Annotated in this window: 11 protein-coding genes and 1 pseudogene; 4 read left to right on the forward strand and 8 right to left on the reverse strand. The window is 51.9% G+C overall.

The features are described from left to right. Positions 1-279 (forward strand): annotated as a pseudogene (locus IK012_RS08340) (valine--tRNA ligase); the annotation flags it as partial. Positions 280-344: 65 nt separating this feature from the next. On the opposite strand, the gene IK012_RS08345 reads toward IK012_RS08340, so the two are convergent. Further along, positions 345-986, reverse strand: coding sequence for a GIY-YIG nuclease family protein (locus IK012_RS08345; protein WP_290953056.1), 642 nt, complete (start codon positions 984-986; stop codon positions 345-347). 29 nt (positions 987-1,015) lie between these two features. Then, on the reverse strand, positions 1,016-1,714 hold the full coding sequence (locus IK012_RS08350) for a hypothetical protein (RefSeq protein WP_290953059.1): 699 nt from the start codon (positions 1,712-1,714) through the stop codon (positions 1,016-1,018). 638 nt (positions 1,715-2,352) lie between these two features. Between IK012_RS08350 and IK012_RS08355 the strand changes: the two genes are divergently transcribed. Continuing rightward, on the forward strand, positions 2,353-3,054 hold the full coding sequence (locus tag IK012_RS08355; RefSeq protein ID WP_290953063.1) for a class I tRNA ligase family protein: 702 nt from the start codon (positions 2,353-2,355) through the stop codon (positions 3,052-3,054). Between the two features lie 121 nt (positions 3,055-3,175). Here the strand turns inward: IK012_RS08355 and IK012_RS08360 are convergent, their stop codons facing one another. The 3 genes from IK012_RS08360 to IK012_RS08370 are packed head-to-tail and all read right to left on the reverse strand — an operon-like array spanning position 3,176 to position 5,498. Continuing rightward, positions 3,176-3,706, reverse strand: coding sequence for a hypothetical protein (locus tag IK012_RS08360; protein WP_290953065.1), 531 nt, complete (start codon positions 3,704-3,706; stop codon positions 3,176-3,178). A 21-nt stretch (positions 3,707-3,727) separates the two neighbouring features. Then, a complete protein-coding gene (locus tag IK012_RS08365; protein WP_290953068.1) occupies positions 3,728-4,264 on the reverse strand; it encodes a DUF4416 family protein in 537 nt (178 codons plus the stop codon). A 10-nt stretch (positions 4,265-4,274) separates the two neighbouring features. Then, positions 4,275-5,498: a hypothetical protein gene (locus IK012_RS08370; protein ID WP_290953071.1), complete on the reverse strand. Its 1,224-nt coding sequence runs from the start codon at positions 5,496-5,498 to the stop codon at positions 4,275-4,277. Between the two features lie 159 nt (positions 5,499-5,657). Between IK012_RS08370 and IK012_RS08375 the strand changes: the two genes are divergently transcribed. Then, positions 5,658-8,000: a DNA internalization-related competence protein ComEC/Rec2 gene (locus tag IK012_RS08375; protein ID WP_290953074.1), complete on the forward strand. Its 2,343-nt coding sequence runs from the start codon at positions 5,658-5,660 to the stop codon at positions 7,998-8,000. A gap of 55 nt (positions 8,001-8,055) precedes the next feature. On the opposite strand, the gene hisN is transcribed toward IK012_RS08375, so the two are convergent. Beyond that, the gene (gene hisN / locus IK012_RS08380; protein ID WP_173379757.1) at positions 8,056-8,862 is read right to left on the reverse strand and encodes a histidinol-phosphatase; all 807 of its coding nucleotides are present in this window, start codon (positions 8,860-8,862) and stop codon (positions 8,056-8,058) included. Between the two features lies 1 nt (position 8,863). Further along, the gene (gene hisC / locus IK012_RS08385) at positions 8,864-9,955 is read right to left on the reverse strand and encodes a histidinol-phosphate transaminase (protein WP_290953078.1); all 1,092 of its coding nucleotides are present in this window, start codon (positions 9,953-9,955) and stop codon (positions 8,864-8,866) included. Positions 9,956-10,019: 64 nt separating this feature from the next. Here hisC and IK012_RS08390 point away from each other — a divergent pair, with 64 nt between their 5' ends. After that, on the forward strand, positions 10,020-10,718 hold the full coding sequence (locus IK012_RS08390; RefSeq protein ID WP_290953081.1) for a hypothetical protein: 699 nt from the start codon (positions 10,020-10,022) through the stop codon (positions 10,716-10,718). Positions 10,719-10,859: 141 nt separating this feature from the next. On the opposite strand, the gene IK012_RS08395 is transcribed toward IK012_RS08390, so the two are convergent. Continuing rightward, on the reverse strand, positions 10,860-12,270 hold a 1,411-nt coding region (locus tag IK012_RS08395), incomplete at its 5' end, for an AAA family ATPase (RefSeq protein WP_290953084.1).

Consider the following 12,270-nt stretch of genomic DNA (forward strand, 5'->3'; position numbering starts at 1 on the left):
AAGGCTGCAAAGCCGAAATTCAGTGCAAGTTCTGTTGTGCCTAGCGGTGAACTTTACATTCCTTTGGAAGGCATTCTTGATCCTGCGGCAGAAATCGCCCGTTTGGAAAAGGAAATCGAAAAGGCAAAGGCTTTTGCCGCTTCTATCGAACGCAAGTTGTCGAACGAAAAGTTCGTCAACGGCGCTCCGGAAGCAGTTGTCAATGCGGAAAGGACCAAACTCGCTACTCAGCAGGATATTATTGCTAAGAACGAGAAGGCTCTTGAAGAATTGAAGTAAGTTCACAACTATTTAAATATTAAAAGAGGTGTTCTTAGAGCACCTCTTTTTTTTATTCTAAAGTTTTATTCTTCTTCGTTTTTATTTTTCAATTCTGTAAGGATAGTCCCATCATACGAAAAGAACGCCGGACCTTGAATATATTTCCAATTATAGCCCAACTCTTTCATTAGCTCAAGAGCAAGTTTGCTAAGGGAATATATTGTCCCGTTATAGGAAACATTCCCGCCCTTGACAACGACGCATTTCTTATTCTGATCACGAGTGAAGGAGAGTTCAGCACCTACTGGAATGCCATATTTTTCAAAGTTGAAACGCTTCTTTATGAAATTTTGCGAATGTTTGCTGACAACACGTTTACCAAATTCATCAATGGCATCATCGTCGAATTTTATTTCCTGTTCACCAGAAATTCGCAAAGCGGCGACAGCCTTTTCTGGAGACACCTTGAAAAATTCTCTATTATCCCTTATGCGATAATCTGCAAATGTATTATGCGCATATTGCTCTATTTCTTTGTATCGATTGGTTTTAATTGCAAAGTAGCATTTATATGGCCAGGGAACACCAGTCTTATCTAATTCCTTCAGACGATTTTCTATAGGTTGTGTTGTGTACCCTATTTTGATTACGCCTGGTATATAATCGTTCGTAAGGATATAAACCATTCCTTTGGAAACTTTATTTTTTACTTTGCCTGCGCCCATGACTTACTTTTCGGATAAACAGTTTGCGATTACGAAAGGAAATCCTTCATATTTAAATTAACCGGTTTATTTAAATTTTCTTGTGGTTTCTGAGGCGGATCTACAGGTTGCGCATTTTTATTTGACTCGATATACGTCAACGTAGCAACAAGTTCATCAGCCTTTTGTTTAGCCTGCTGATAGGCAACAGACGTTTTTTCAAAGCCTCCACCTAATCCAATGGATATTAACGGTTTATTCAAATTATTGATTTTTATCTGCACCGAAATTTCGGTGCAAATGTCTTTTATCGCTTTATCTCCGGCAACAGACCCAACAATAGCACCTTTAACACCAAACAAAATCGCACCACCCGCAGCCATCATTCCTCGACCAGGGATCATCTGCTGTCCGTTCTCAACTAGGTTAAAATCTAACAAGTCAGAATAGTTCCATAATTCCAATTCATTATAGCCTGTAGATGAGAAACGATAAAAGCCAAATTTCTTTTGATAGTCATCAACAACAAACTTTAATGTTTCTGTTATAGAAGGCATACCGAGACTTATTTCTTTACTTGCCGTAAAGTTCTTCTTTTTAAAGTAGCCAATTGATTCCACACCACTTTGTATAACGGTATCTTTTGCCGTAGAAGACTCTCCTAACGAGCGCCATACAAAATATGCTCCAACGCCTAGGATAGCCACAATCGGCAATATACCCCAAAGAAGAAAATCTATTGACATCATAAGCATCTCCTTTGCGCATTAAAAATTCAAGACCAGTGCTTTCGGGCACTTGCCTTATTATCACAAAGAAGATTTTCCGCATATAAAAAAAGGGCGTGAATCCGGCTCATTGCGTCTTGAGGTTCCACTACGACCCTACATCCAATAAGCGCGAACGACCCACGCCCCGATTGGGACGTGAGCGTTTGCCAACTTATTCCCGATGTTCGAATTTAGTGGATTCCAAGACGGAGAATAAGAGCAAATGCTCAAAATGTCAACATGGCATTAAACTTATAAAGCACCTCTAAAAAAGTTTTTACAATTCTAATATAACTCTTTTTTCTTTATAGCGAACAAATTTCTTTGCAAGAAAAACACTCTTTTTCCCTAAAAAAGGCATTTTCATCCGCATTTGCGTTAGGGATAGTGACCCCTTGGGGACAAGACCCGCGAAGCGGGGCTTGGTTTTAGGCGGCGGGTGGCAAGCGAAGCGAAGGCAGCCGCCCCTAAAATATAGCCCGACCGCACATATATGTGCGGGAACGCCCAAATCAGTAAAGAGCTTCGTGTGGGACGACGTTTGCTCCAGCTACCTGGACAAATGCGTAGGCCGAGAGTCGCGACCACGCTTGCGTGGGCATGACCGAGGCCAGCATTTGGCGCTTGCGCAAATTAAGAAGGCTGTGATCAACCGCGAAACTCTGGACGCTGAAAAGAAGAACGCCATGGCAATCCTCAGCCACGTACTGAAGAACGTGATTGACCTGTTGCACCCGGTGATGCCCTTCATTACCGAAGAGCTGAACGGCATTCTGTTCCAGGGTTCCGAACTGGTAATCAGCCGCGCCTGGCCCAAGGCCGACGAATCTCTCATCGACGCTAAGATCGAAGCCGCATTCGACCAGGCTTTCGCCGTGGTGGAAAGCGTGCGTGGCGTGCGTGGCCGCTACAACGTGAGCCCCGCAACCAAGCTGAACGCCGTGGTGAGCGTCGACGATGCCGCAACGGAAGCCAGCGTGAAGGACTGCATGGCTATCATCACCGAACTTTCCGGTCTTGAAAACCTCACGGTCGCCGTGAAGGCCGCCAAGCCGAAGTTCAGCGCATCCGCCGTGGTGCCCGGTGGCGAACTCTACATTCCTTTGGAAGGTATTCTTGATCCTGCAGCAGAAATTGCTCGTTTGGAAAAAGAAATTGAAAAGGCCAAGGCATTCGCCGCTTCTATCGAACGCAAGTTGTCGAACGAAAAGTTTGTCAACGGTGCTCCGGAAGCCGTGGTGAACGCCGAACGCACCAAGCTCGCTACTCAGCAGGATATCATTGCCAAAAACGAAGCGGCATTGAAGGAACTGAAGTAACATAAAACGCGAATGCGTTTTGTGTCATCCTGAGCGGAGCGCAAGCGAAGCCGAAGGATCTCTAATGAAAAACAGGTGCTCCGATTGGGGCACCTGTTTTTAATTCGCCTAGAATTTTGCGTTATCTCTGGTAGCGGTCGTACACGCCCTCCTTCCAGTCAGTTCTGTATTCTTCGCAATCTTCTTCGAAATAAGTCGCTCTCGAGAGAATCTTTTCCAACTTTAAGTGTTCGAAATTCGTCACGAAATACGAGACGCCCTCGTCACAGTAGAAATCGGAAATGTTCCTCTCTTCTTTTTCTTCTTGTATGAATTCCTGGAATTCCAAGCACATTTCAAGCTTATCCATCGGGGTAATCCTGAAATACGATTCCTCGTAATATTGCGAACCATTCCCTTCCTGATCATAGGTCAACTTCTCGACATGACCCATATAGTTCGGGATATTCACCTTCATCTGGACCCAGGTCGTGCCGTCGGAATTGGTACCGTTGGTGACATCGCAATAGAAATCCGAATCACCGTTCGCAGGGAAACTGCCTTTCGCAGATTTATTCGAACCAGAGCCGTTGCCGGAAGATGCAGATGCGGAATCGTCGCAAGCGACAAAAGCAAATGACAGACAAGCCAACAGAGCCAGTAGTTTTTTCATAATTTCTCCTTTTTAAAAATTCTATTTGTGTTTCACGCTCTTGCGCCAGCGTTCGCGAATCAACTGCAAATCATGCTGGTACGGATTGCGTTTAAAATCGTCGAACGCCCACGCCGTCGGGTGGAACTCGCCCTTGGCATAGGTAAGCAGCATGTCGAGCCACACACCTTCGCCCGCATACAGTTTGAAGGGACCGCGCTTGTAGCTCGGGAGCACGACCTTGTCCAGGTCCATGTAGCCGATATCCACATTCACGCACCGGTGTTCGGGACTTGCGCATTCAAACGCGAGTTCGAATTCGTTGCTCCGCGCCTTCTCGAGCGCAATGGTTTCTGCGGGAATGCATTTTTCGAAAGACAGCACGCCGCGATATAAACCGGCGCCCATCTCGGGTTCATAATAATCCGTCTTGTCGAACGCAAAAAGTTTTCCCTTGTGGCGAATCGCGCCCCAGGTTTCCTCAAGTTTTTCGAGAAGTGTCGCATCCCATTCGGGCCCGCGCTGGAGCACGAACGCAATCAGCTGCACCATCTCGCAGAACTGTTTCTTTTCGGCCATAAATCCTCAATCAGTGCGGGAACACCATCAAGTTCTTGCGGACATGCGCAAGTTGCTGTGCGGTAAAGCCGTCCATGCCGTCATCGTTGATTGCAGGGAACATCATATTCCGGGAATCGGGGCATTTCTTCACATCAATCGTATCTCCCGACGATGCATAGCTAACATGCACCAAAGGCAGCGTGAAGTCCGTAAAAGATTCATCCTGTTTCTTCAACAGGCCGGAGTTCAGCAATTCAGCACAATACGGGGTATCGGTAAAGCCGTCCTCGTAATTTGAAAAGTCCGCATCCTCTTTAAAATCAGCCTGCGTTGTCGTCGTATGCCTGAGCCCGAAGAAATGGCCTGTTTCATGAAGCGCTGTCGATATCATCGATGCGGAAGTGATTCCCTCTTCGCCGGTACGCGTTTTGTTGTACGCACCGATAACAACGGTGCTGCCTTTTCCGTCATACAGGTTCCCGCTATACATCGAGGAATACCCAAGTACCCAGTCAATCTCAATGCGGTGCACCAACACGATGTCCAGGGCATTTTTCAATTTGGGTTCGGGCCATCCGCCCAAATCGCTTACAAAGTAATCTCCTGAGGATAGACCCGCTTTCCAAGGAATGTCGGCAGGGTATTTTGTGCCAAGGGTCGGATGCTCATGCGCATAGCGCACATACAAAGTATCAATAACGATCGAAGTATAGTACTTCCTGAAATTTTCGAGCAACTGCTTGGCAAACAGATCCACATTCATGCCTGCTTCATAGAATTCGACACGGCCTGTCACAATCAGGTTGATGGAAAGCGTATCGGAATAGGGGCCATTCGCTTCGAGCCTAGCGTGACGCGTCGTCCCCTTGTAATATTCACCATTGAGCACCAGCGTCGTCGTCCATACATTGCGTTCGTTTTCTTCGCAGAGAAAATTGTAGACCAGGCGGCCGTTTTCTTCGCGCGGTTTTAGCGTGCGCACATGCTTCGTCCAGACCTTGCCGCCATCGACCTTGGAACCGAGCCTGAAAAGATGCAAAGTCGGATTTTCCGCGATAGCGGGGTCCTTGTCAAAAGAAAGCGAATAAGTGACCTTGGGATGCACCAAGAGCTGCAAGCCGTTTGCAACATAGGACGAGGCGGAATCGTTCGCCGCGACATCGTTCGGGTACAGCGCAAACGCAGAAATCCGTTCGGGCAAGAGCTCGGGCTCGCCTTCTTCGCCTTCGAAACATCCTGCAATAGCAAGCAAAAATGGGATACACAGTATGTAAAAAACTTTTTTAGTCATGTTTTGGCTCATTTTGCGTTTTCAATCGTCTTATAAGTAGAGGCTTCTTTTCTCCTAAGGTATAAAATGATACAAAAAAAGACAAACCGAAAGCAGGTGTTTTTGCAAAACATCCGCGATTTGACAAACCCAATTGCAGGCAAACCCGCATTGGCCGCATCTTTGGCGGTCATGGCCGTGTACGCGAGCCTGGATGCGCCCCTTTATGCGCCTTTTTTGCTCGTTCCAGTCGCTTTAGCCACGCATTTCTTCCCGAAAAGCGTCCAATGGTGCATTCTAGGAGCGCTCGTGACCGCGATTGGCTGCCACAGCCTGCTGGGCGGCAAGCGCGATGTTTCTACCGCAGGCGACGCCCCCGCAAGCGCATGCGGGAACATCGAGGCCGTTTTACCCAGAGGGAACGGAACAGCTTTTATAATAGAAATAGGGTACGAGGCCAATGCCGATGCGGGAAAGGAAGGCGCACCGCGCCGCGTCAGGATAACCGAAAAGCGGGACTTGCCCAAGCTGCCCGAACCCGGCGACAGCATCTGCTACGAGGCGAAATGGTACCCGGTGAGCGACCCGACCGTACCCGGAGCGTTCAACACCCGCGAGTGGCTAAAGAGCCAGGGGTTCGCGGCCTACGGGAAGTTCGTCCACTGGAATGCATGGAAAGGGAAATGGATACCCGAAAGGAGCTTCTACGAATTCCGCAAGTGGATAAAAGGGCGATTCGAGGAATACCTCGAACCCGCGGAAACAGGACTCTTGCTCGGGCTTTTAGCGGGCGACAGGAGCGGCATTCCCGAAGCGCTCCGGAACGATTTTCAGCGTTCTGGACTCGTGCACGTGCTTGCCATTAGCGGGTTCCATGTGGTGCTCCTAGCCGGAATGCTCATGGTATTCTTGAAGGCGACGCGACTCCCCCACAAGGCGGCCAGCATCTTAGCGATTATCCTGCTTGCCGCGTACGTGCCGGTGACCGGAGGGTCGCCCGCCGTGCAGCGGGCGGTGCTGATGTTCGCCGTACCGCAAATCGGGCTCCTTTTCGAACGCCCCGCCAACACGCTAAACAGCCTGGGCGTCGCGCTCCTGTTCATTTTGCTCCCGAAGCCGTCCGAGCTGTGGAACCCAGGATTCCAGCTTTCGGCCGCTGCCACGGCGGGCATCCTGATAGGCAACGCCTACAATCCCCTGAAGAACCTGCCCGAGTCATTACAACGTTATAAGGTATGGAAATTCATCGAAGGTTTCGCGATTTCACCCACGTACGTGACCCTCTGTGCGACACTCGCCACATCGCCCTTCCTGATTCACCACTTCAAGACGCTCTCGCCCTTCGCATGGCTCGGGAACATTGTCGTCGTACCCGCAATTTCGTGGGGCATGCAGGCGGGGCTGTTCGCGCTCCTCTCGCCCATCGACTTCATGCGGGAAACCTTCTGCAATGCGGCAAGCTTCTTCTTGCGCCTCGCCTCCCTCCTTACGCGAACGCTTTCGGATTCCGCGCAGGCTTCCGTTACCGTCGGGCCCCTCGGGCCGTCCATTCTCCTGCTGCTATCGTGCCTGTTTCTCGTTTTCCCGCTTTACCGCAAGAACTCCGTCGCGCGATTCTTCTGCGTCTTTTGCCTGTTCCTCTTTTCGGGCATCTTCTGCTTCCAGGGTTACGAGAGGTTGTTCAAGCCCACATGGAGCATGACCGTCATCGACGTCGGGCAAGGCGACAGCATTCTCCTCCGGACTCCCGGGAACCGCTACATCCTGGTCGATACCGGCGACAACGACAGGACCGATTCCGGCAAGGACATCATCGTGCCGTTCCTGCACCACATCGGCGTGCAGCGCCTCGACGCGCTCGTGATAACCCACCCGCACAAGGACCACTTCGGGGGCGCAGCAAGCATACTGCGCATGTTCCCCGTCAAGGAAGTCTGGACGAACGAATGCTCAGGTTCCACAACCGGTTTCGAATGGATGAACGTGCTGGACGAGGCGGGCGAAAGGAAGATTCCCCTGCGGACCATCAAGCGCGGATTCCTCTGGAAGGAGAACTTCTTCGAGCTACAGGCCGTACACCCGAAAAAACTTTCGGACGCGGGCAAGGAATGCCGCGACCTGAACGACGGGAGCATCACGTTACGCGCAAGCGGGCTCGGACGTTCCGCGCTTGTCACGGGAGACCTGACCATCGCTGGGGAAAAGGAAATCCTGAAATCGCTCGCCTACATCAAGAGCGACATCCTCAAGCTCGGGCATCACGGGAGCAAGACATCGAGCAGCCCGCAATTTCTCGCCTCCGTCGCCCCGCAGGCAGCCATCATTTCGAGCGGACGCCGGAACAAGTTCCGCCACCCGCACAAGCAGGTGACCAACCGGCTGGATTCGCTTGAAATTCCTTACCTGAATACGGCAAAAAACGGCACCGTGACGGTGACGTTTTCAGCAGATACTATTGTGGTTGAAACGATGCTGTCCCCCTGAACCGCAACGGAAGCCGAGCGTTTTCAGGGTGACACTCGAGTGACGAAAACGCGGGCTATGCGTTCATGCAGTCGAGGGCCTGCGCATGCAGAAGCCCGTTCGTCGCGATGGCGGAATAACCTTCATAGATCGGAGCCGTCGGCTTGCCGTCTTCTCCGAAAAGTTCCGTCTTCCCGTCGATGGTGCTGAACTTGCCGCCGGCTTCCTTGAACAGGAGCGGGAACGGAGCGATGTCCCAGAGCGACACGACAGGATCCACCATCACCTCGGCGCGGCCCGATGCCACCAGGTAGTAGCCGTAGCAATCTCCCCAACCGCGGTAAAGTTTCGCACCGCGACGGAGCTGCGTGAAGCCATCGCCAAAGCCCTTGTCTTCCATCGTGTTCACCGTGCCCGAAAGCACCGTGGCTTCGTCAAGCGACTCCACCGAGGAACAGCGGACCGGGCGCCCGTCCAAAAAAGCTCCCCCGCCGTTTACCGCCCATACGGCGGTCTTCATTGCGGGAATGCGCACAACGGAACATACGGGAACATCCTTGCGGTAAAGGGCGATCAAAGTTCCGAACAGCGGGACACCGCGCACAAAGGACTTGGTACCGTCAATCGGGTCGATGACCCACTGGTATTCCGCCTCGGGGCTTTCAATACCGAACTCTTCGCCGATTACGCCGAAGCCCGGAGTTTCCTTCGCCCAGAAATTGCGGACAATTTCTTCGGTGCTCTTGTCGGCAATCGTCACCGGAGTATTGTCGGCCTTCCATTCCACACCGAATTCGGTCTGGAAATACTTCAGGATATTGTCCTGCGCCAGTTCCGACGCCTTGAGCGCAATCCCCAGCAATTCCTTGTTGTCGAGCGCCATACTAGCCCTCCGTTTTCCACTTTTTCACAAGTGCAAGCAAGAAAGCGTTCTCTTCGGGTTTTCCTATCGTGACGCGCACGTGTTCGGGCATACCGAAGCTCGTAAGGCCACGGATAATCATGCCGTTGCTTTCCAAGTAGGAGACGAGTTCCTTCGCGCGTTCACCGATGCGCACGCAGATAAAGTTCGCCTGCGTCGGGAGCACCTTGAAACCGAGGCTCTCGAATTCGCGAGTCAAAACCTTTATGCCCTCGCTGTTCATCGCGCGCGTATTCGCGACGTGTTCTTCGTCGGCAAAACCGGCAATAGCCGCCGCCTGTGCCGCCTGGTTCACATCGAACGGCGGCTTGATTTTCCACATGGCCTTCACGGTCGCTTCGCTAGAAACCGCATACCCGATGCGAAGCCCGGCCAACCCGTAAATCTTGCTGAACGTGCGGTTGATGAACAGGTTCGGGAACTGGTCCAGTTTCGAAGCCAAGTGCGGGAAGTCTTCCGCCACCGCAAATTCGGCATAGGCTTCGTCCAAGAAGACGAGGACATTCTGCGGCACCTTCTTCAAGAAGTCCACGATCTCGTTTTCGGAATAGTACGTACCCGTCGGGTTGTTCGGATTGCAGATGAACACCACGCGGGTTTTCGCATTGATAGCCTTCGCGAGATCATCGAGCGATGTCTTATTTTCGCCTTCGCCCACGCCAACAAATTCAGCTCCGTTCGAGAGCGTCGTAAACTTGTAAACGGAGAATGTCGGCGTAATGCCGATGCAATTGTCGCCCTGGCGGATAAAAGCCTTACCGACCATGTCGATAATCTCGTCGGAGCCGTTACCGATGATAATCTGGCTCGTCTTCACGCCGAATTTCTGGGCTATGGCATCAAGCAGCTTCGGAGCATCGCCACGCGGGTAAAGGTGCAGGCTGTCTGCAATCTTGTGGAACGCCTCGACCGCCTTCGGGGAAGCCCCGAGCGGGTTTTCGTTGGACGCAAGTTTTACGACCTTGTCAAGCCCGTAGCGTTCACGGATTTCATCGATGGATTTTCCGGGAACGTAATCGGACAATTTCGAAAGTTCTGGACGCGGTTCAATCATAATCACCTCTTTTCGTGCACAAATCTAGAATAATTGGGAAAGGATTAAGTTAAATTTGTGGTGTATGAATCGATTCGTCGCCCTGTTGTTAGCAGTCCTGTGCGTAAACGCGTTCGCCGTTGACCACATGTGGGACATTCGCTACACGTTCGGGCCCGACACGCGCCCCTCCCCGAAATGGGCCGTCGGTCTCGGAGTGATGAACAACTACGGGACGGACTTCCTCTTCCCGGTAAATTTCACGACGGCGCTTTCCAGGGAATGGAACATCGGCGGAAAGGTGTACGTGCAGACGACAAACAAATTCGAGCACGTAATCGTCTCGCTCAATATCGGCGGGCGCTACCTCATCAACGACAACAATTTCATCGAACTGGACGGCAATTTCGGCGTGAACCGCAACAACAGCACCGCAGTCGTTGTGACCTTCGGTAACGAGCAGTTCATCTCGAAAAACTTCGCCAACTTCTATGAACTCCGCGCAGGCTTTTTGCAAGGCGTCACCGGAGAAGACGGTTACGTAAAGTTTTCGGGTTCCATGACCCCGACTCTGTACTTCACGAGTTTCTTCCGCACGTTTATCGAAATCAACTTGTCCGGAAGTGTCGGGAACATCAAGGATGATTTCATGATTGACATCATCCCGAAATTCGAACTCGTGCTCGGTTCTTACCGCATCCGCCTGGACTTTGACATCGGCGTGATGCAGGAGAAGAACAACGACGTGCAGACCATCGCACTTTACGTAATAAAGGCGCTGTAACAAAGAGCCTTCGGCTCAGTTACGCGCCCTTGCGGGCTAGTTCCCAGGCACCTGCGGTGCAGTTACTAGAATTTCTAGTATCAAGATGTCTCTTGATACCTGCTAGGCTAGTAACTCAGAACTAGGAACTAACGCGAAGCGTCATTTCACCGTGAACGTAGAGCCGTCGTAGTCGATGGTTACCGGCTTTGCGGCACTCACTGTACCTGCGAGAATTGCATGGCTCAGCGGACGTTCGATGTTCCTTTCCAGGTAACGCTGAATGGGGCGTGCACCGAATTCCGGCTGGTAGGCGCCATCGGCAATGGCATCGAGCGCCTTGTCGGTCAGCGTGAGTTGCAAATCCTGGCGGGCGGCGCGTTCGGCGAGGCCCTTGAATTTCAACTTCACGATATCCCTGATTTGCGGCTTGGTGAGACTCTGGAAGACCAGCACTTCGTCCAAACGGTTCAGGAATTCCGGCCTGAAGAAACCGCGGAGTTCCGGCTCTATTTCCTTCAGCGTCACGGGCTTTGCATCACCGGCGCGGTTCTGGAAATGGGCGGCACCCAGGTTCGACGTCATCAGGATCAAGGTGTTCTTGAAGTTCACCGTACGGCCCTTGCCATCGGTTAGTCGGCCGTCGTCAAGCACCTGCAACAGCGTGTTGAACACGTCGGGGTGAGCCTTCTCGATTTCGTCGAGCAGAATCACGCAGTACGGATGCGTACGCACGGCTTCGGTCAGCTGGCCGCCTTCTTCGTAGCCCACGTATCCCGGAGGCGCACCGATGAGTCGCGAGACGCTATGCTTTTCCATGTATTCACTCATGTCGATACGCACAAGAGCCGCTTCGCTATCAAACAGTTCGGTCGAAAGCGCACGGGCCAGTTCCGTCTTGCCGACACCCGTGGGGCCCAGGAACAAGAAACTACCAATCGGCGCATTCTCGCGGCTGAGGCCGCTACGGTTACGCAGAATCGCTTCGGAAACCGCTTCCACGGCTTCGTCCTGGCCAATCACGCGGGCATGCAGGCGTTCGTCCAAGTGCAACAACTTGGCCTTCTCGCCTTCGCAAAGCTTGGTCACGGGAATTCCCGTCCAACGGCTTACCACGAGAGCGATGGTTTCTTCCGTCACCTCTTCGCTCAAGTCGCCATCGTTGGCGGCCTTCTTGATTTCTTCCGTCTTCGCGGCGATTTCCTTTTCCAGGTTCACGATCTTATTGTACTTGAGTTCAGCGGCGCGGTTCAAGTCGTAGCGGGCTTCGGCCTGCTCCATCTCGTCCTTCGCCTGCTGCAAGGATTTCTTGAGTCCCTGCAACTCGGCATTTTTCGCGCGCCTCTCCTGCCAACGGTCCTGCATCAGCTTTACGGCGGCATCCGTCGTCGCAAGCTCTTCGCGGAGTTCTTTCAAGCGCTTCACGCTGTTGTCGTCGGTTTCCTTCGCCAAGGCCTGCTCCTCGATCTTCATCTGGAGTTCCTTACGCTGCAAGGTGTCCAAGGCTTCCGGCACCGTATCCATCTGCGTCTTCACCAAACTTGCGGCTTCGTCAATCAAGTCGATGGCCTTG

It is taken from the genome of Fibrobacter sp. (assembly GCF_017551775.1).
Classification (GTDB): domain Bacteria; phylum Fibrobacterota; class Fibrobacteria; order Fibrobacterales; family Fibrobacteraceae; genus Fibrobacter.

What these genes read in the sequence shown, in the direction of transcription:
- IK012_RS08345 (WP_290953056.1), bottom strand. Translation starts at nt 986, where the DNA reads ATGGGCGCAGGCAAAGTAAAAAATAAAGTTTCCAAAGGAATGGTTTAT.
- IK012_RS08350 (WP_290953059.1), bottom strand. Translation starts at nt 1,714, where the DNA reads ATGATGTCAATAGATTTTCTTCTTTGGGGTATATTGCCGATTGTGGCT.
- IK012_RS08360 (WP_290953065.1), bottom strand. Translation starts at nt 3,706, where the DNA reads ATGAAAAAACTACTGGCTCTGTTGGCTTGTCTGTCATTTGCTTTTGTC.
- IK012_RS08365 (WP_290953068.1), bottom strand. Translation starts at nt 4,264, where the DNA reads ATGGCCGAAAAGAAACAGTTCTGCGAGATGGTGCAGCTGATTGCGTTC.
- hisN (WP_173379757.1), bottom strand. Translation starts at nt 8,862, where the DNA reads ATGGCGCTCGACAACAAGGAATTGCTGGGGATTGCGCTCAAGGCGTCG.
- hisC (WP_290953078.1), bottom strand. Translation starts at nt 9,955, where the DNA reads ATGATTGAACCGCGTCCAGAACTTTCGAAATTGTCCGATTACGTTCCC.
- IK012_RS08390 (WP_290953081.1), top strand. Translation starts at nt 10,020, where the DNA reads ATGAATCGATTCGTCGCCCTGTTGTTAGCAGTCCTGTGCGTAAACGCG.